Raw genomic sequence first — 20,732 nt, 5'->3', positions numbered from 1 at the left:
ACATTTACTCAAAAAAGCGTCAAGAAATGGAAAGCGGCCTACAAGCTGAAAGTAATCTTGAATCGCTAGGTAATAAGGTGCTGCTTGAGGCAAATATTAACATTAAAGCATCTGACTATCGGTTTAAAGATAAGAAGAAAATTTACAGCGGTATACAGCGACGTGGAAAAAATAAAGATGCCAGTAAAATTTCTGAAATAGCTAACCTCATTGGCTACAGAGAATTTGCTGAGCAGCAGATAATTGACCGCAACAGCGCCATCCTAGACAGGTTCTTTATTTTTTTGCACAACGAGGGTTTAATAACTATTGCAGACTGACCAAAGAATATAATATCAATGGAATTCTTTCTCTCAAGGTGTGCAATGCCATCAGCATCGGCTATGACTTCAAAATTGTGCAGGCAGGCAACGAAGCTTATAACGAATTAAGGTTAAGTTGTGTGAGGTACAACCCACAACCTGAACCGTTTGTTGGACAAGCCTGTGCCTGACACTCCTAGACCAAAAAGCTCAACTTGACCGGAAGATGCTTGGTCACTTATTTTCGCTAGTACGGTGCTGGCACTGAATGCTGGGTGTGATGCGATTCAAAAAATGGCAGAATAGTTAAAAATCAATTCAAACCTGTTAGAATAATTTCACTCTGCTTTTTTTATTTCCCTTTCAAATCTTCCCTATTTCATCTAACCGGCATCTAACCGAAAGAAAAGCCTCCATCTCGAAATGAGCTGAAGGCCTGATTTTATTGGTACGCCAGGAGGGATTCGAACCCCCGACCTACGGATTAGAAGTCCGTTGCTCTATCCAGCTGAGCTACTGGCGCATATTTTTCGAAAAAAAATCTCCGTTCCCAGACGGGCACGGAGATCTTTAATGTGAATTTTTGCTGATTTTAGTTTACTGCTTCTGCCAACCGGCTACCAGCCTTAAACTTAGCAACTTTTTTGGCTGCAATTTTAATTGCCTTTCCAGTTTGTGGATTACGTCCTGTGCGTGCAGCTCGATTAGACACAGAAAATGTACCAAAGCCAACAAGCGTAACAGAATCACCTTTTTTAAGACTCTTCTTAACTGAATCCATGAAACCATTTAATGCTTTCTCTGCAGCTACCTGTGACAATCCAGCCGCTGTTGCAACATCTTTAACTAATTCTGCTTTGTTCATCTTTTTCTCCTTTCCAGTGTTTCGCCGCCTGAACGACGAAGGTCGATCGTTTAATACATCCCCATATATTTAGAGCCACCACCAAACAGGTTAGCATCTAACAAGGTACTTCCTACCAATATCTTGTTTTGTTGTCAATGGTAATACTACCTATCTATTGCTTTTATTGCTTGAATTATGTGCACAACGGCTTAGCCCTATTTCTTTTTAGTAACTTCCTTCCAAAAATGCCCACAAGCTGTGTCAATAACATCGATACCATGCTTAACAAGCTCTGCACGCACGGTATCGGCCTTTTCCCAATCCTTATTGTGTCTGGCCCTTTCTCGCTCACTAATAAGCTTACTAATTTCAGGGGCCAAAGGGCATTCTTCCAGTCTCAAAACATTTAAAACTTCATTTATTTTAGCAAGCGACTCAAGAATATACTCCTTCTGCTCCTGATCAAGATTGCCCGTATTTAAAATAGGATTCATTTTTTTAATAAAATCAAATAAGGATGCCATTGCTTTTGAGATATTAAAATCATCATCTAACGCCTCAAAAAAACCGTCTTCCATCTGAGAGAGATGGGCGGCAACTTGCGGGTGAGGCAAGCCCAAGGGCAGGCACTTCAATTTACATGTAAACTCATCCAGGCGGCATAAATTTTTCTTGGCGGTATCCAGTTTGCGCTTAGAAAAGCTTATTGTTTTCCTATAATGTGTACTCAGTAAAAAGAAACGAACATCTCGGGCTGTATACCCCTCATCAATAAGTTCTCTCAGCGTAATTAGATTCTTGTTAGCAACAGACATTTTCTTGCCATCAACGAGAACGAGTTCGTTATGTATCCAATACTTAGCAAGAGGCTTACCAGTCATAGCCTGAGCAATGGCATTCTCATTTTCATGATGCGGAAATATCAGATTAGAGCTACTCGTATGAATATCCATGGTATCGCCTAAATAATGAAGTGTCATGGCAGCACATTCAACATGCCAACCAGGTCGGACATTCCCAAATTCGCTCTCAAAAAAGATCCCCTTCTTTAATTCAGACAACGTAGATCGCTTTAACAGGGTGAAATCAACTGGGCTTTCTTTCTCATAATCATCAAGATCTACTGTTTGCCCTGATCTCACTTTGGAGATATCGACTCTCGAAAGTTTGCCATACCCCCGGAATTTGGAGATATCAAAATAAACAGATCCATGCTTTTCATAAGCGTAGCCTTTCTTAATCAACTGGCTCGACAGCTCGATCATTGCACCCACATGGTCTGAGGCCTTAGGATAGTCCTTGGCCTTCCGCACACCCAACTGGTCAATATCAGACAGAAATTCGTTTATATATCCCTGTGTATACTCGTCTAAGGGCATATCAGCCAGGGCAGCACCCTTAATAGTATTATCATCGAGATCTGTGAAATTCATATAATAATGAACGTCAAAGCCTTTAACCGTCAAAAGACGATAGACTAGATCACCAAAAACAAAACGTCGGCAATGATCAAGACTAGCGTGCTCATAAGCCGTAGGACCACAGGAATAGAACGTTACTCTCTTTTTATGCAGAGGCTCAAAAACCTCCTTTTTCCGCGACACGGTGTTATAAAGACGCAAGTTGCTTTTTCCTTCCTCCTCAACCACCTGCGGTGCGGAAAAAAGTATTGTGCTGAGATATTTTTCTCCGCCATCGGGAAAAATAACGACAATAACTCCCTTTGCAATCTCTTTGGCTCGTGCTAAAGCAGCGCACATGGCCGCACCAGAACTCATTCCGACAAAAATACCTTCCTGACGTGCTAATTGACGTGCCATATCAAAGGCATCTTCATCAGCAACATTGACAATCTTAAAGGGTTTATTCTTATCAAAAATACCCGGGCAATAAGACTCCTTCATGTTTTTTAAGCCCTGGATCTTGTGCTTATAAAAGGGCTCCATGGCTATAACGTGAACTTCTGGGTGATTATCAGCAAAATAATTACTCAAACCCATAACAGTACCGGTTGTACCCATGGTTGCGACCACATCGGTAACAAGACCATCGGTTTGAGACCAAATTTCCGGTCCGGTATTCACATAATGTGCCTTCCAGTTAGCCTCATTATTAAACTGATCAGTCAGGAAATACAGCTCCGGATGCTGGCGAGCCATGGCATAGGCTTGCTCAATCGCCCCGTCAGTGCTTTTCTTAGCGGGGGTCAATAGGATTTCAGCACCAAAAGCGGTCATAATCTTGCGTCTTTCGATACTGGCAGATTCAGGCATAACAAGCTGGCAACGATAGCCCTTCACAGCACAAACCATTGCAATACCAATTCCGGTATTGCCACTGGTAGCTTCAAGAACTGTCTTATCAGGTGTTAACTCGCCGGATTTCTCGGCAGCTTCAATCATTGAAAGGGCAATGCGCTCCTTGACTGACCCAGCCGGATTAAAGGCCTCAAGCTTGGCATATATAGTAACATCTTTTAACGGATTAAGACGATTAATTGGCACAAGAGGTGTGTTACCAATAAGATCAAGAATGGTTTTCATTGTCATATAAATAGCACGTTAAATTATGGATAGAAAATACCACAAACAAGTACACAAAAAGTATATACTCCGGCGTTAAAGCCAACAACTGCAAAATATCAACAGCAATACCACCAGACAAAAAAAAAGCAAGCATTCCTTGTAAAAGAATGCTTGCTTTCAGGCAGTTATTGAAAAAACTGTTTTAGGCGTTCTGATTTTTTACCGTAACAGCAATCTTGTACAATACGGTCAGTATCAAAGCCCCTGCTGACCATACCGCCAGCACAATAGCAATTTCAGGAACGGTAGGATAATATTCTGTAACTCGTTCAAAAGGATTAGGCACAAATCCACCTAGCACCAGGCCAACCCCTTTATCGATAAAGAGAGAGGTGAAGATCATACCAGCTGCTATGGCGAGGTTTCGATGACTTTTCTTGAATTGCGGGAAAAGCATAAGGATTGTCGCAGTCATACCGATAAAGACTGAAAATTGCATCGGGGCAACCAGATTGTCATAGCCATGCAGTCCAAAGAATAGATAATCAAGGGTGTGCATATGACCTGGAAGTTGACTGTAATACCCTACAAAAAACTCAAGTCCGAGAAAGAAGAAATTGAGTAAGGCAGCATAGGTTATGATAGTCCCTAATTTCTGAATAGCTTTATCACCGGCATCAAAATTAGCAACTCGTTTAAGGAGAAGTGCAATAAGCAGCAGCAGAGAAGGTCCTGCTGCAAAGGCTGATGCCAAAAAGCGGGGAGCAAGTATTGCGGTCAACCAGTAATGGCGCCCAGGCAAACCACAATACAAGAAAGCTGTTACCGTATGAATGCCAACAGCAAATGGTATTGACAGATAAATAAGTGGTTTTGTCCATTTGGGTGGCGGCACATCTTTATACTCAGAATTAAGCACAACCCAGCCAATAATAACGTTTAAGAAGAGATAGCCATTTAGTACTAGCATGTCCCAAAAAAGCATTGAATTGGGGGTTGGGTGCAAGATAACATTCAATATTCGTAAGGGCTGTCCCAAATCTGCTGTAATGAACATAATACACATGGCGATAGCGGCAATGGCCATAAATTCACCAAGAATGGTGATTTTACCAAAGGCCTTATAGTCATGAATATAATAGGGCAGTACAAGCATTACCCCTCCCGCAGCAACCCCGACCATAAAGGTAAATTGGCCGATGTACAAGCCCCAGGAGACATCACGACTCATTCCCGTGACCCCAAGTCCATTTATATACTGATAAACGTAAAACAGGCCTCCTATGGAAATCATCCCCAACAAGAATAATATCCACGCCCAATATCCACTTTTACCTGATAATGCCTTCTCTAACATAATGATTCACCTTAAATGATGTAGAATACGGAAGGATATGTACCTGATGCTGGTTTCCGCTGAATTGTATAATTCTCTCTAAGAACCTTACTGATCTCTGATTTTGGATCATTAATATCACCAAAAACCATTGCTCCAGTATTACCACACGCTTCTACACAAGACGGCATCATCCCTTTCGACAAACGTTTCGCACAGAAATTACATTTTTCAACTACACCTCTCATGCGTGTCGGAAATTCAGGGTTAAGAGGCTTTTTATAAAACTTGAAATTGCCATTGGCGTACTGTTCTCGCGGATTTCTCCAGTTGAAGCTTCGCGCCCCGTAAGGACAGGCCGCCATACAAAAACGACAACCGATACAGCGATGATAGTCCATCATCACGATACCGTCCTTATTTTTAAAGGTCGCTTTAGTCGGACAGGCCCGCACACAAGAAGGCTTCTCACAATGGTTACAGAGAAGCATAAACTGCATTTCATGCAACGCATCATTCTTTTGGTGATGACTATGCTCAGGAAACGAATGCTCATAGTCATCAACCCACAACCATTTTATCTCATCTTTCGGGTTGCCAAAGTCTGGTACATTGTGCTCAGTATGACAGGCATCTATACATTTTTCCGCCAGACCCTTGGTATGGGTAATTTTCTTAACATCAATTACCAAACCATACTGGATTCCTTTTGGCTCTGCCTTTGCAGCATGTCCCGTGTTCTCAGTTTTTTCGGCATGGCCTCCGCCAGAAGAAGCAACTGCATCCCCTTTAAGCAGCATGTTAAATGCTGAAGGAGCAGCCACTCCAGCGACAGCTGAGAGACCAGCAATTTTCAGGAATTTTCGTCGTTTAACATCCATTAATTCATCTCCTTCGGCTCAACATGACAATCCCAGCAATATGGTGTTACTGCGGCATAGGTATGGCAGGAGGTACAAAATTTTTCTCTGCTTTGATGACAATTCATACAACCATTCTGCAGGCTTTTTTCATATTTCTTGCCGTCTATTACTTGAAATTCTCTCTCTCCTGTTCGAACAACTTCATCTCTCCAGTCATTAAGAAGTACCATATGTGATTTCCGCATATAGTCTGAAGGAGCCACACATTTTTTCTGGTCCTTGGGCATTAAGGGTATTGGTATGCGCTCAGCCCCATTGATCACGTTATACCAAAGGGGAAAGCATATAATAGCCACAAATATTGCCAGTCCTGTTATTACCTTTCCACTATCATACATCGGCGTCACCTTCCATTCCAGGGAGAGTTTCAAAACGTAAGTCCTGGTCTCTCTCTTTTTCACCATCCATTATCAAAGCATTACCGACAAGCTCTGATATACCACACACTCCAACATTCGGGTTCCAATACTGCATCAGGGCCAATAAAGTTGCCCTGTCGATGGCACAGACACAAGATAACATATTAACACCATGCTTATCTTTGACATATTTGACCGCATTTGCACGGGGCAAACCGCCCCTCATCCGCAGCTCCATGATCTCTCCGGTGTTCAAGCCGGTACCGGAGCCACAACAGAACGTTGATTCCCGGATGGTATTTTCAGGCATTTCATGAAAATTGTTGCAGACATGTTTTAAGATGTAGCGAGGTTCCTCAAGCATTCCCATACCTCTGGAGGGATTGCATGAATCGTGAAAGGTGACGATCCGGTTATCGTTCCTGCTCGGGTCAAGTTTCAACTTACCATGCCTGATCAGGTCGGCGGTGAACTCACTGATGTGTACCATCTTAGTTGAGGCAGCATTCTCAAAAACAGTTCCGGTAATCGGTGATTTTGGTACTTCCAGAAAATCAGCAGGGCCGTTCATGGTGTCCATGTACTGATGCAGTACCCGCCACATATGCCCGCATTCGCCACCCAGAATCCACTTGACCCCAAGGCGTTTGGCTTCAGCATACATTTTACCATTAAGTTTCTTCATCAACTCATTATTGGTAAAAGAACCAAAGTTACCACCCTCAGAGGCGTAGGTACTAATGGTATAATCGAGTCCGATATGTTCGAACATCATGATATAACCCATAAAGGTGTATATTCCCGGATCAGCAAAAACATCTGCTGAAGGGATAACGAAAAGTACCTCTGCGCCCTTTCGGTTGAAATTAAGGTTTTTGAGACGAACACCGGTAACTTCCTCGATGTCGTCAAGCATATATTCCGCGTTTTCTTTAAATGTATGGGGCTGAAGGCCTAGATGATTTCCGGTGCGGTTCGAGTTTGCGGCCGGCTCAAGAATCCAGTTTGTACCAACGCCAACCAGATGGAGCAATTCACGGGCCATCATGGTTATTTCAGCAGTATCAATTCCGTAGGGGCAGAAGACCGAGCATCGTCTACACTCTGTGCATTGGTAAAAATACATAAACCATTCTTTTAAAACCCCAAAGGTCATCTCTCGAGCCCCGGCAAATTTACCCAGGATCTTTCCGGCCTTGGTGAAATCATTTCGATAAACTGATCGAAGGAGTTCAGCCCGCAGTACCGGCATGTTCTTTGGGTCTCCTGTACCTAAGAAGAAATGGCACTTATCGGCGCAGGCCCCACAACGTACACAGCAATCCATGAAGATCTTAAAGGACCTGAACTTGTCCAATCGTTCTTTCATGCCATTAATAATGATTTCCTTCCAATTTTCCGGAAGCTTCCAGTCATCGCTCTCGACATCCCATTCGCGGGGTTCACCAAAAAGACCGGGGAGACTTTTGCTGTGATACTCAACCATACTCGCTTTAGCGGGATAGCAATAATTCCCTGGCTTGAATACCGCTGGCACTTCTTGCCAATCTTTAGTCGGAACCGCCCCGGTCATCAAGGAAGGACCACGAGCGACACTGACACCTAATTCATCTACTTTCATATCTGCCATTGTATTTTTTCCTTACTCAGCTGGGGTTTCCGTTGCTTTTCCCTGTTCCTCTTCTGCGACCGGCTCTTCTGGCGGCAACTCCTTTTCTAATGGAAGTCCTGCCTCCGCCATAACGTCTCTAAAATCATCCTCATAACCTGCGTAGGAATGAGGCTTGATTGACGGGTCATTCCAAGGATTGATATGACGTACCATCCTGCTGTTGTTTGCTAAATTCCTGGTCGGACTCATGAAAATACCGCCCATATGCATCAACTTCGAGAATGGTATGTAAGCGATTAACGTACTTACCAGAAAAATATGGATATAAAAAAGTGAGCCAATATCGTCGGCGAGAACTGGTGAAAATGAGGCAAGGCCCACGGCAAGTTGCTTGATATTAATGACATCGACCCGGACAAAATAGCGCATCAAAATTCCTGTCGAAGCAATTGCAAAAATCAGGAATAGTGGGAAGTAATCAGCAGGCAGTGATATATAACGAACATTGGCAAGAATAATTCGACGAAGGAACAGGAGGGTAAGGGCCCCAAGCAGTACCAGATCTGACTGGTACAAGGTCGGAGCACCTATCTGCAGAATACCATCAAAGAACTCCAGAATTGGCACAAAAAATGGCATCGGATCGGTAAACAGTCGCATATGCCTAATAACAATTACCGCAAAGGAGTAATGGAACATCAAAGCAAACAGCCAGAGGTATTTGCTCGATCCATAGCGCAACTTAGGGCCGTCATAAACATCTGCCTGGGTGTTTCTAAAAAGGGACCTGAAGAGCAACACCTCAAGTGCCATTCGCTGCACAACACCAAGTGTGGTTGACGGATCATCAATCTTCGCCTGCTTAATCCAGGGCAACGATTGCCCCTGACCACATGTGGTGGGGATCCTGAAAGGCACCGGCGACTTTGCCCAGCCAACAACCTTGTTAATGAAACCGCCGATAAAAATCAGAAATGCCAAATAGGGTATGACAATCCCGAACAGCGAATCCATGCCTACCTGAACTCCAAGGAAGGCGAACAACATAAGACCAATAACTGCGACGAAGGGATACAAGATTTTCATTTACTACTACCTCGCTTTGGGGTTGAACTTAAAACTAATCCGGTTAAACCGGAAATAAGCGCTTAACGATTTTTTTGTTGCTATGGAAACAAGAAAAAAATTCTAAGGCACTAACTATCCTGAATAACTTTAAGCTCGATTTTCTCTTCTTTACTTTTCCTCGTCATAGCTGACGGACAACGTGCCCCAGCCATAATATGATTTCCAGAACGATATTCATTGACCCTTATCTGAGAAATAAGCTCTCTATCTTTCATATAAAGATCAAAAATCCGCATGGCCAAATCATCAACTCGACCCTCAAATGCACTCCACTCCGTTGCGCACTCGGCAATACATTGCAGTCCACATTCTTCAATAACAATTTTTTTTAGGAAAAACACAAATCCTACAGCTTCAGATGGCCCAAAGGTCTGTACGGCCCGGAGCTTAACAAGCTGCTCCATCTCTGTCGGCAGTTCGTCCAGTTGGTCATTGACAAGCAGACCTAGAGTTTTTTCAAGCCCCTTTCTGACGTTAAAACCCAGAGGATTCGCAAACTGGTCTTTCTCTTTCTTAAAGAACCTGGCGCCATCACTTGAGTATGTCGCCAAAACACTATCAATCCATTTCTGTTCAATGGCCAATAAATTTTGTTTTAGTTGTTCTTTAAAGTTCATACCAGTATCTCTACCTATTTTTCCCTAATGAAATCAATAAGAAATGAACATTACTGAATGCTAATTCAGTTTATGCCAGAAACGGTTATCATGTTTTAAACAATATTTCAACAGAAAATTTCATTAAAGTATGCAAAGAAATAAAATGGAATTACCCGAAAATATGACAAACTCGCAAAAAGTCAAAAAAGGTTCAGCGCCACCCAATGAAATCAACTAGTTACAGAGCGAGCCGGGGATGTCGAGCGGCTTTTTGCGAGACCATCAAAATATAGAGGGAAGCTTAAAGCTGGGAGTTGGAAGTTGGAAGTTGGAATGAAATAGTTCTCAGAGGGTTATCTCCTGCCCCCTGATCTCGACCCTCTGACCCGCTACAAAGAGTCTTTTTCCATACGAAGGGAGTACACCAGCCGGTGTCTTCTTACAAAGAAAACTGCAAAAGCAGCAAGAGAGGCTACCGCCGAAATAAGGGCCATAATCCAATAAAACCGGTCAACGCCATATTCATCTGCCACAAAACCGCCAATAGATGTGGCAATGGAACCAATTCCGAAAAGCAGAAAAAAGTTAACACCAAACCACTTCCCATGGGACGCTTTTTTTGAATATTTAGCGATCAGATAATTTTGAGCCGGCTGCCAGGCGTAGTAAATAAGGCTGAACAACGAGCAGATTACGATCAACCGCGTGTCAGTATACCGACTCATAAAATACAAAATCGGGGCAACACACAAAAGCACACCAGCAGTAAAAAATTCCGGGTGCTTGAGCTTGTCGTTAATGTAGCCTCCGAACCAAGCGCCAAATAATCCAAATGACAGTACGGCGGTTGTCATATAACCGGCTATAACAACTGGCTCATCATGGTTAGTAATAAAATGAATCTCTCCCCGCAGCAAGGCCGGCAAAAAGGTCAACGAACCTCGAAAGATAAAACCGGATAAAATACTTCCTGCAAAAATCAGTAAAAGTGCTATCGGCAAAAAAGAAACAGGCCTGTCGTATTCCGGCAATGCTGAAGCCTCTCCTTCGTCGTCTATTTTTTTACCACCACCAGTCCTATGCCGCCCAAACAGAGCACGCAAAGACAAGTTAGCCTCACCGGGTATATTGGCGACATAGAGCAAAACCGCAAACACCAGCCCAACCAGACAAAAAAGAAGGTACGCTGAGCGCCAGCTCTGAAAGTACCAGACACAAAAAGCACTAAACAACGGCGTCATAAACAACCCGACATTGCCCATAACCCCATGAACACCAAGGGCCTTCCCCTTGCGCTCACTTACCCTCCTGGCAATAAACGAAAGTCCTGCCGGATGATGTATGCTGGCAAATAGGCCCAACAGCGAATAGGACAAGGCAAAGGTCCAGGTGCCAATAGACAAACCCACAAGTGCTGAGGCAATCGACATACCAATCACCCCAACAGTCAACAGGCGCTTTGAACCATAGCGATCTGCCAGATAACCCGCCGGAAAGGCCCCAAGGCCGTAAAGAAAATAGCCTACACCGGCAATAATGCCAATCGTCATGAAGGACATGGAGTTTTCAGCCGCAATTACAACCATGACCGCCGGGAACAGCGTCATAAAACCATGGGTAATGAAATGCGAACAGCTGGCAAGCCAGACAACTTTTTGTTCATCTGTCATCGGCCTACTCCCAGGCAACTCTCTTCTTAAGAAATGGTTTATAAAGTACTTCGCCTAAATCACCGTCATCTTTCTTGTCAAAGATCTTCTCATCTATATTTTTCTCATTAATTGTGCCAAACCAGTTATTGGGAATAATAACCTCAAAATCCTGGGCCTCCGCTACAGCAACATTGTAATCGACATTGTCATAAATATTATTATGCTCAATTATTACTTTTTGGGCCTGATAGAGATATATACCCTTTTTATTTCCTGTGATCTGATTGTACGAGATGGTCGCCTCAGCCTTTTCCTTAGGGAAAATGCCAAAAAACTTATTATCTTCAATCAAGTTGTGCGAAATTTCACCCTTCGAGTTTCTCAAACCAATCGCGCCTTTATTATTAAAAAACTTGCTGTGGGTAATCTTCATCACAGATATCTTACCAAACCATGGGGCATCCAGGGTTTCTTCCTCCATCTTAAAACTGACGCCAACCCCGTTCTTAGCAAATTCACTGTTAGTAATAACCGCCTCAGCGCCGTGTCCATGAATTCCGTTATAAGCAAAGAGCATCTTGCAGTAGTCAAAGATATTACCTTCACTGCCGAGAAGATTAACAGCCCCCCAGTCCTTAGGTCGCGCGTCAATCTCCTTTGAAGTGAAGACAATAGCCTCCTTGCTAGTGCCCTTGGCGATAATTTTACCGCGAATAATCAGTTCCGCTTCCGGGTAGTACGGCGAGACAATGCCGAACATATTCTGATCAGAGGTCTCATCGATACGTTTAAATTTAACTGTCGTGCCCGGTTTGATTGTCAGCGTCACTCCGGGCGGCACATAGACATCACCATTGATGATTACAGTCCCTTCCCACGTGGTGTCTTTTTCGAGGGTAGACATGCCCAGCTCGACAACTTGCTGTTTCTGTTCACAACCAGTTAATGCGAGACTTACAACAGTGATCAATACTGCTAAATAATGCATAGCTTCTCCTAAAATTGTTCTACATTTTACGCATCAAACATTACTAAAAGACCCACACCAACAAAACTGTCAGTGCGGGCCGGTGGTATGTATCATTTCTTAACTGATCAGTGCTAATCAGAATTTTTATATGATTTGCGACGCCATCAATCCAGCCCCAGTTGATACTCGGGCGCAATACCATAACCTCTCTTTCTATTCACCATACCGACAATAAACAGTAAGAGAAGGCCAAATAAGATGGCAACCTGGGCCGTGACTGGCGTACCGGAAGAGTTGCCGCCCAGCCCCCAGTTCTGCACAAATGCCGCACCAACCAACATGCCGAAGACCGTCACTCCCGCATCAGTATCACCCTGCCCGGCCGAGACGAGTTGACGCAACGGACAGCCCCTGATCAATACCGAGCCAAAACCAACCAGCAGCATACCTAGAAAGGCCCAGCCATAACTTTCGTTGGAACTCGGCTGGCCGTACAGACCGAAAGAAAACTGCCCGGTCAGAAGGCTTGTTACCAGGGCAAAAACGAAAAATGATGCCAGGCTGACCAAAAGCCCTGTTGAGCGCGGGCAGTTCATAATCTCTCGAGGCCCCCACAAGAAAACCCTGGCGATGCCCCCCGTCACACAAAACTGAGTATGCTGGGCCCATCCACCGATCAACAGACCAAGCCCAAGCGAAAGAAGAAACGGTGCATGCATCGCCCCACCGCCTTTTTCACTAAAACCAATAAAGGGGGCCTTCATTACGCCCAGAATCAAGAGAAATAGCATGAATGCGGGTATCACATAGCCGCTGGCTTTTGGCGTCTCTGTTGGTTTACCCAACTGAAAACCATTTTCTACAAACTCAAGGCCGATATAAATTCCAGCAATCAGGCCAACAACCCCGACCAGGGCACCCACGTCACCAGCGGCAATCCTCAACACCATTTTTACCGGACAGCCAATAAATACCGAACAGCCAATAATGAGCAACACGCCAACCATAAAACGTAGGAGGGGAGAACTGCCTCCGGTAGTTACGAAATCTTTTCGATACACCGACCAGGCGAAGGCCCCAAGCACAATACCCAGAATCTCCGGTCGTAAATACTGCATTCTGACGTTATCATGCAGCCCTATGGCACCAGAGACATTTTCCATGAAACAAGAGACACAAACCCCCGTATTGGCCGGATTACCGAAGTAGGACAAGACAAAGGACCCTACCCCCATTATTGCCCCCATAATTACAAAATTACGTTTTTTCATAACCCATATCTCTTGGTTTGAGGAACTAACTAACTACAGCTCCCGGCTATTTTACGAAGCATATAATAGAGCATTTTTTTGTACTCTTTCTGCTCTTCATTACCTGGATTTTCTGCCAGAGCTTCATCAATGAGGACCTGGGCTTCATCCACGGTCTTTTTAATTTTTTTGCCTTGAAACACAGTCGTCTTCTTGTCCAGAAAATCGGGATTTAAGTCAATTGCCTTTCTATACTGCGACATGGCCTGGACGGGCTGCTGTTTACGCAAAAAAATATCGCCCTTGAGCATGTACGGCTGCCCCTCAAAGGCATAGTTTTTCAAGAGTTCGTCTACTAAAAGACCGGCCTGCTCAATACTTCCGCTGGCAATCAGTTTCTTGGCCAGGGCCAGCTTTGTATCAAAGTTCGGATCAATATAACGCTGAACTTCCTGGCCCTTCCCTGGCAAGCGATCCTTAGATGCACCCTGGCCTCCGCCATTAAACATCAGGAGAACAACAGCCCAGACTGCAAGCACGACAATCGCGCCGGTTGATATTCTATCTAACCTATCCATGACAAACTCGTATAAACTATATGTCGCGCGCCAAGACGCCAAGGCGCAAAGAACGACACTTTTATATTATTACAAAAAAGAATCGGAGTCTCCTGTTGTCCTTACCTGCGACTTTTCATCTTGGCGCGACATCTCGACTTTTTACGAGTTCATCAGACAGGATAACATCCAACCCTGACCGGTCATCGTCGACTAACAATTCTTGAGTTAGACTATAATCAGCATCCGGCGGAAAGCCAGTCAACACACCCAAATAATATCTCCCCTTCGGCAAAAAAAGCAGGTACTGACCCGTCTCATCTGTCCAGGCAGAAAGATACCTGGGAATCTCTTTGAACCGCTTAACCGTGTCGGCCATAGCATAAGCCATTACCACAGGACTCCCTTTTTGATCCAGAATTCGCCCTGAAACACGCACCAGTGTATCGTTTTTCTTCTGGATCTTTTTGGTGGCCTCACGAAGATCCATAACCACAAAGTCCATTAACAACTCTTCATCAGGGCCAATCTCAACCTCTACCGGAGTTCCTGAATGTTTATCCTCAAGCCCTAATGGGCCGAATTTCCGACCATCTCTGCGCAGGGTGGCAAAAGCCCAGTACACTCCCTCGGGAAGCACTACCTGGTATTTACCCTCTGCACCAGTTCGGTTCGAAACAAAATCGGCCGGTCGCTTAACATTACTTGTCTTATAAAATGAAACCTCCGCCCCCGAAACAACAGCCCCCTCAACATCAGAAATTTCTCCGGAAAATGTGAAGGTTGAACCAGCGGCCAGTGCAACACCACCCACCAGAGTCAAAAAAGCGATACAGCACAAGATATCTATCAAGATGAGTTTTGATGTTTTCATTGTATTGGCGTCCAGTCAAGCGTTATCGGCTGCTCGAGCACCGGATCAAAGAGCACATTGCCAATATACGGTTCACGATTCCGATCAAAAACCGTATCAAGCACAGAAATCCCACCCCACCAGTTATTGCGGGCATCAACATCGGATTTATTGAAATCACCCAGACGCATATTGTAGCGGTCATTGGCATAGATATTATTCTGTGAAATAGTCAATCCGTCGCCTTTCTCTCGGATATAGATACCCATCTCATTGTTCGTCACAATGTTATGGGAGATATCCCCAAAGGCCAGATAGGCCCGCATGCCGATTCGATTTTTTTGAAATACCGAATTTTTTATGGTTACAGGCCCGCTCCTGAAACGCATCCCCCCATCGTTACTGACAAACTGACATTGATTAACAATCAAATTCGTATAGTGACTGTGAACTCCCCAGGTTGCATAGGAAAAATCACAATTTTCGAAAAAACTGCCAAGTGCACGATCCAGACTTATCTCGTCCCAGTCGTTGGCACCTTTTTTGGCTATCGAGGTAAAGCTGATCCGCTTATCAACAAGCCCCTTACCCTGAATCGCGCCATAGACATCCATGCCAACAGAGTCGCCAAACTCGACCACCGAGCCAGCCATAACGGACAAGGTAACATCAAGCGGCACCGTGACCCGATCAAGAACCCGAACAGTACCATACCAAGAGATATCAGTGGGCACCAAAGCAACCGGCCAGACAAACTCAATCGGAGTTTGCAGCACAGGCTCAAGTAAAACTTTACCGAGCGCCGCATCGTCAGCCTGATCGTATATCTTCTTTTCAAGGTCTGAATCACCCCACCAGTTGCCAACAGCGTCAATTGTCTCTGCTGTTTCAAGGCCAATGCCGTAGAGCCCGTTTGCGGTTATGACATTCCCCCTGATACTGCCGGTAAACGATAATACCCCAATACCGCGCTCGCCATTGCCGGTGATCATGTTGCCCTGAATTTCGCCCCGGGAATCCCTGACAATCAGGCCATGCAGGCCATTATTAACGATGGCGTTATGGCGGATATCAATACTCTCTGTATTGCGCAGGGCCAGACCGAACTCAAGGTTTGCACTCATCAGATTGCTGTTAAATTTTCCAAACAGGGCATCAGCAACCAGCAGACCATAACGATTGCCCGACATACTATTGTTTTCCACCGTTGCAGCCCCTTCACGTATCCGCAAGCCATCGCCTTGATTGTTGGCAAAAACATTGTTTTGCGCCACCACATTCATCCTGAAAAGATTGGCTCCATTGAAATTTTCATAAATCGTATTATTCCTAAAAACCACTTCCGAGTCTCTCGCTTGAATCGCGCTCGTATTACGGTAGAAATGGTTATCTCGAATCTCGACCAACGACTCCTGGAACTGCATGCCCCGATAATTATGCCGCATAACAGAGTTGGTCACAGCCACGTTGGCAAAATGAAAGTGCATTCCCCTGTAGCCCTGCTCGATCTGGCAGAACTCAATTAAATTTTTTGTCTGATCACTTCCCAGAATATTAATGGAGTCCCAAGCACCCCTTTTGGCATCTTTTTCTGCGGCCCGAAAGATGATCGGCTTCTCGCTGGTACCCTTGGCAACAAAACCACCCTGCACCAGAATTCCGTTCTCGCCAATGCCATCGCCGTTGGTATCTTTGAAGGTAAACTCAACAACGGTTCCCGGCATAATTAGCAGGCGTCCCTCAGGGGGCACTCTCACCTGGCCCTGCACACGTATCCGCCCCCGCCAGGTTGTGTTGCCGACCAGGGTTTCATTACTGTAGGTCTGGCTCAGGGCTCTCTCCGGCAATTCATAAACAACCGGCGTGACTTTCACATGCTGTGCTTTTGCAGCGAAGTTGTCACGCTTAACATTATCATTGATAACGGAGTCGGCAGTAATTACTTCACCGCCATTAAAGGCCAGCACCCCATAGTCATTTGCCCTAACCACAGAATTTTTCAGTTCTATAACCGCCCCTTGTCCCTGGGCGATCAAGCCATAGCGGTTCCCCGAGACCGTGACCCTGGAAAGAACTGCACTGCCATCAATCAAGTGCAGGCCCGTTTCAGCTTCGGCAATACTGGTATTTTCGATTATGGCCCTGCCACCATCAACGATTATGCCGGCCCAACGCTCAACATCGACATCTCCGTTAAGCGCAAATCGGACAAGGTTATCCGTATGACCTTTGATAATTAATGTGCCACGCACAAGAATCTCTGTTTGATGGGAGAGGAATTCAGGATCAATGCGGGTATTTTCGGACGGCTGCACGTTGACAACTGTACCAGGAGAAATTGTCAGAGTTACGCCAGCAGGAACAAAGAGATCTTCTACTATATCAATAACCCCTGTCCAATTTGTATCTTCAGTTATTATGCTGGCATAGGCATCTGCACTGGTCAGACAGAATAGACAGATGAAAAAAAAATATTTGCGGATAGTAAACATTGTGTCACTTAGTCGTTTCGGGTGTCCTAGCCCGAGCCTCATCCTCAAATTTCTTGCGCGTTTCTTCCGGGTCTGGAATACGAAACAGTTGAATATCAACGCCAGAAAGCACCTCACCTTTCTTGCCAATCACGGAGATCGCTTCGCCGCCTCCACCTTGTGTACCAATTCCTGGGGGAGCACCACCTGATTTACCGCCCGCATTTAAGGGGGAAGCATCACCAACCGGGGCAGTTTTCCCGTAAGTGCCGATAAAAGAACCCGTCCTGGGACGCCCACCCTGCAACGATTCACGAGCCAGCACATAGTATTGTCCCGGCGGCACTTTCAATTCGTAGAGACCATCGTCACCGGTTCGTTCAGAAACAAACTTTGGTCGTGCCGCCGACATACTTTCTTTCAAGGTAACCATAACACCTGACCTAGGCTGACCATTCTCGTCAGTAATCTTTCCCGTAATCACTATAAAGTCATCAAACTCCTTAAATTTGCCAGGAGGCACACCATCAAGTCTGCCAATCTCTACAACCTGCTTGGTGATCACTGCAACAGAACGTAATCGTCCCTCACTGTTCCTGACAAAGAAAAACTCTTCACCTGCCCGAGGCGGCCCCGGCCCTAACCCCACAGCCCTTACCATAGCACCAACGTAGAAGTTCCCGGGCAACAACTGTGCGGTGAACCATCCCTGGGAATCTGTGCGAGTGACCATATCAGGTACGCGCCTGGCACTGCCTATCGCTGGAGGCGGGCCACCCTTCGTATCAAAAAAAGAGACAATAGCGTCAGCAAGAGGTTTGTCATCGACAAAAACCTGCCCTTTCAGCGTTCCCATCCTGGCTTTCATAAAACCTGGAATTCCGGCAGAAGCATTGGTCAAAAAAACAAACAGTAAGCTAACCAGAGCTATAAATGCCAACTTTTTCATTCTCTACCCCTTTTGGTTAATTCTTTCAGGCATAAATCCAGCACAGTTATCAATCAACAGTTCACTCATTACCGACACTTTCACATATAATCTTTTTAGCTGCAGTGATAACTATAAAGTTTGCTATCGCTATTGTCAAAGTTTTCAACCGCTACGCCCACTCAACTTGCCGGAAAATTAACTAAGCGATCTTCAGACTATAAGTCAGGGCTCATCAATCAGTTTCACAAAAACAACGTTATACCTTCTGCCATCGGGATATTTTAAGTTGCTCACATGGAATTCCACAGGAATCACAGACTTCACCCACCAAAACGGCACAGTGCTGTGATCCCGTCCGCCCTAGGGGCTCCCGGTATCCCAGCACTGTGCCGTTACCTGTTCCTGTAACAATTTGGCCTTTCATAGTATTATTTTATTGCGATGATTTACAGGGTCCGTTAACCGGTGAAAAAATCAATGGGATTTTCAATATGGCAACTTCTGGGTGGGTTCAAAACAATTCAACAAGTGGGTCCATTGTTTCTCGGCGGTGACACTTACGGGTAGCCGATGCATGACTCGGAGGCCATAGCTGGTCGCTATCCTTTACTATGCAGGGGACTTTCACCCCTAACTCTCTGCCGGCTTTTACCGGCGCTTTCAATCTGTCCCCTTTTCCTTTTCTGTTATCCTTTTCTGTTAAAGGTAATCATACATCCAGTCCAAGAATCAACATCTCGTTAACATTTCTAAAGTCTCGGTCATGGGTTATCAGGGCCGATGATCCAGAAGACACGGCAGTCGCTAACTGAATTGCGTCAGGCAACTTTAAGCGGTATCTTATTCGAATCCTTGCTGCCATAAATGAAATCTCAGCAGTCAGATCCTGAATCGACCAGTTAGGGCCTGAAGTCAAGGCCTGATAGTAACGATCAGCCAACAGCTCGTTATTATGTCCCAACGGCCCGGCAACTACCTCAGCAACAGTCACAGGTGATATAATCGCCAGCAAACGCCCAGAATCAATTTGTTCGAACAGAGGCATAAAGTGTTGTGAATATGTTGAGTGTCCCTCCAAGAAATAGATTATCGGCGCACTATCAACTGTAACGAGTGAACCGTCAGGAAGTTTATTTAGATCAATCATTCCCATTCATCACGATATTCATTGATGGTAGCAGTGGAATCTTCGCCCCACAAGCCTTTTCCAGTCGCCTGCAAAGCAAGCAGACCTTCCCTTTTAGCTATTTTTCGCTGGGAAAGCGCCACTATCGCTGCATAAGGAACACCACGTTTTTTTACAATCGTCTGTTCACCTGCATTAGCCCTGTCCAGTAGTTCGGGTAACCTTCTCCTCGCAGCCTCAGCACCTATTTCAAGCATAATCTCCTCCAAAAAAATTAAGCATACACGTACAGTACAGTACATACTGTACGTCGTTAAGCATTAAATTACAAGGGTTTTCGTCGTCGTTTTCCCTGTAATTACCTGTAATTAGGGTCAGAGTAAAATTAAAATATCTCTTTCCGCCATCCTACCGGCCGACCCCGCTTTTTATTCTTTAATCGTCTTCCAGTTAAGGCCCCTATCTCTTCTTTGAGGTTTTGCATTTTAACTTTAAGGGGTTTATGGGCCAGAATCAAATGTTCACCACGAATGACAGCCCTGCTAACACCAGATGGACTGATACCGAGAAATCGACCGACGTCTGTTCCCTTTTCTCCTGTCATTCTGACGGCAATATAACAAAAAACAACCCTGGCCTCTGAAACAGAATTCAACCGGGTTCGTATCAAAATCGCTTCCGGATCAACATTAAACAAGGTTCCTACGACTTGCTGAATCTCAGATAATGTCATCTTGCCTGGCAATATGCCTTTCAGAGTTTCATTCTGCTGAAGTGATTCAACAAATGATCCGCTCCCCAGAACCCGTTCATCAAACAACTCAATCTCATCCTGTGTTCCGGAAGCCTGCTGACTTCTCCTTAAACCCCCGCCTACCAGTTCGGGGCGATTACCCTGAATAACACCATCAGCGACAAACTGCCGATAGTTATTGCGGGCAATTGCTTCTTCCTTACCAAACAGGAACAATAATTCATCGACAGACTGTCCGGTAAGACTTTCTTTCCCCAGTAAAACACCATGCCCACACCATGGGTAAATCTCAAGGGTTTCCATGTCCGATACCATTTTTGCCCTGAATGGATTGAGATGAATGTATCGAACCAATTCAAGAAGGTAGGAATCCTCTTCACAAACAATCGATTTGTACCTGTTCTGGAAAAGATGCCCACTTCTCCTGTGACGGCGATTAAAATCTATCGCATACCCGGTTAAAAGCCGTCTCATGAAACGGGATAGTTCAATATTGTTGCAGCGGAGAAGTAAATGAAAGTGATTACTGAGCAGAGC

The 20,732-nt window shown here is 44.9% G+C and carries 19 protein-coding genes and 1 tRNA gene; 1 reads left to right on the top strand and 19 read right to left on the bottom strand.

What is annotated here, in order from left to right; translation table 11 throughout:
• Positions 1-320, top strand: a 320-nt coding sequence (locus HQK80_09245) for a DUF1524 domain-containing protein (protein ID MBF0222393.1), incomplete at its 5' end; no start/stop codon positions are given.
• A 428-nt stretch (positions 321-748) separates the two neighbouring features.
• Here the strand turns inward: HQK80_09245 and HQK80_09240 are convergent.
• The 19 genes from HQK80_09240 to HQK80_09150 form a co-directional block, all read right to left on the bottom strand.
• Positions 749-825 (bottom strand) — tRNA-Arg (locus HQK80_09240).
• 69 nt (positions 826-894) lie between these two features.
• Positions 895-1,167: an HU family DNA-binding protein gene (locus HQK80_09235; protein MBF0222392.1), complete on the bottom strand. Its 273-nt coding sequence runs from the start codon at positions 1,165-1,167 to the stop codon at positions 895-897.
• A 197-nt stretch (positions 1,168-1,364) separates the two neighbouring features.
• A complete protein-coding gene (locus tag HQK80_09230; protein ID MBF0222391.1) occupies positions 1,365-3,692 on the bottom strand; it encodes a cysteine--tRNA ligase in 2,328 nt (775 codons plus the stop codon).
• A gap of 184 nt (positions 3,693-3,876) precedes the next feature.
• Positions 3,877-5,031 (bottom strand): polysulfide reductase NrfD, encoded by a 1,155-nt coding sequence (gene nrfD / locus HQK80_09225; GenBank protein ID MBF0222390.1) that lies wholly within the window; start codon positions 5,029-5,031, stop codon positions 3,877-3,879.
• An 11-nt stretch (positions 5,032-5,042) separates the two neighbouring features.
• Positions 5,043-5,891 (bottom strand): 4Fe-4S dicluster domain-containing protein, encoded by an 849-nt coding sequence (locus HQK80_09220; GenBank protein MBF0222389.1) that lies wholly within the window; start codon positions 5,889-5,891, stop codon positions 5,043-5,045.
• Positions 5,891-6,271, bottom strand: coding sequence for a sulfate reduction electron transfer complex DsrMKJOP subunit DsrJ (gene dsrJ, locus HQK80_09215; protein ID MBF0222388.1), 381 nt, complete (start codon positions 6,269-6,271; stop codon positions 5,891-5,893). Before dsrJ ends, HQK80_09220 begins: the two co-directional genes overlap by 1 nt.
• Positions 6,264-7,922, bottom strand: coding sequence for a (Fe-S)-binding protein (locus tag HQK80_09210; protein ID MBF0222387.1), 1,659 nt, complete (start codon positions 7,920-7,922; stop codon positions 6,264-6,266). Before HQK80_09210 ends, dsrJ begins: the two co-directional genes overlap by 8 nt.
• 12 nt (positions 7,923-7,934) lie before the next feature.
• Positions 7,935-8,990, bottom strand: a complete 1,056-nt coding sequence (gene dsrM / locus HQK80_09205) for a sulfate reduction electron transfer complex DsrMKJOP subunit DsrM (protein MBF0222386.1) — start codon at positions 8,988-8,990, stop codon at positions 7,935-7,937.
• A 110-nt stretch (positions 8,991-9,100) separates the two neighbouring features.
• Complete coding sequence (locus HQK80_09200; GenBank protein MBF0222385.1) at positions 9,101-9,649, bottom strand: RsbRD N-terminal domain-containing protein; 549 nt, start codon at positions 9,647-9,649, stop codon at positions 9,101-9,103.
• 371 nt (positions 9,650-10,020) lie between these two features.
• Positions 10,021-11,301: an MFS transporter gene (locus HQK80_09195; GenBank protein MBF0222384.1), complete on the bottom strand. Its 1,281-nt coding sequence runs from the start codon at positions 11,299-11,301 to the stop codon at positions 10,021-10,023.
• A gap of 4 nt (positions 11,302-11,305) precedes the next feature.
• Positions 11,306-12,271, bottom strand: a complete 966-nt coding sequence (locus HQK80_09190) for a right-handed parallel beta-helix repeat-containing protein (GenBank protein ID MBF0222383.1) — start codon at positions 12,269-12,271, stop codon at positions 11,306-11,308.
• A gap of 146 nt (positions 12,272-12,417) precedes the next feature.
• Positions 12,418-13,524: a YedE-related selenium metabolism membrane protein gene (locus tag HQK80_09185; GenBank protein ID MBF0222382.1), complete on the bottom strand. Its 1,107-nt coding sequence runs from the start codon at positions 13,522-13,524 to the stop codon at positions 12,418-12,420.
• A 29-nt stretch (positions 13,525-13,553) separates the two neighbouring features.
• On the bottom strand, positions 13,554-14,081 hold the full coding sequence (locus HQK80_09180) for a hypothetical protein (GenBank protein ID MBF0222381.1): 528 nt from the start codon (positions 14,079-14,081) through the stop codon (positions 13,554-13,556).
• Between the two features lie 115 nt (positions 14,082-14,196).
• On the bottom strand, positions 14,197-14,934 hold the full coding sequence (locus HQK80_09175; GenBank protein MBF0222380.1) for a carboxypeptidase regulatory-like domain-containing protein: 738 nt from the start codon (positions 14,932-14,934) through the stop codon (positions 14,197-14,199).
• On the bottom strand, positions 14,931-17,405 hold the full coding sequence (locus HQK80_09170) for a right-handed parallel beta-helix repeat-containing protein (protein MBF0222379.1): 2,475 nt from the start codon (positions 17,403-17,405) through the stop codon (positions 14,931-14,933). Before HQK80_09170 ends, HQK80_09175 begins: the two co-directional genes overlap by 4 nt.
• A gap of 4 nt (positions 17,406-17,409) precedes the next feature.
• On the bottom strand, positions 17,410-18,333 hold the full coding sequence (locus tag HQK80_09165; GenBank protein ID MBF0222378.1) for a carboxypeptidase regulatory-like domain-containing protein: 924 nt from the start codon (positions 18,331-18,333) through the stop codon (positions 17,410-17,412).
• Between the two features lie 691 nt (positions 18,334-19,024).
• Complete coding sequence (locus HQK80_09160; protein ID MBF0222377.1) at positions 19,025-19,462, bottom strand: PIN domain-containing protein; 438 nt, start codon at positions 19,460-19,462, stop codon at positions 19,025-19,027.
• Entirely contained in the window at positions 19,459-19,698 is a 240-nt protein-coding gene (locus HQK80_09155) for a type II toxin-antitoxin system prevent-host-death family antitoxin (protein ID MBF0222376.1), read from the bottom strand. The genes HQK80_09160 and HQK80_09155 overlap by 4 nt, the downstream gene beginning before the upstream one ends.
• A 128-nt stretch (positions 19,699-19,826) precedes the next feature.
• On the bottom strand, positions 19,827-20,732 hold a 906-nt coding region (locus HQK80_09150; GenBank protein ID MBF0222375.1), incomplete at its 5' end, for a transposase.

This window comes from Desulfobulbaceae bacterium (assembly GCA_015231515.1).
In the GTDB taxonomy this organism is placed as follows: domain Bacteria; phylum Desulfobacterota; class Desulfobulbia; order Desulfobulbales; family VMSU01; genus JADGBM01.
This window is presented reverse-complemented; position numbering and strand designations above follow the sequence as displayed.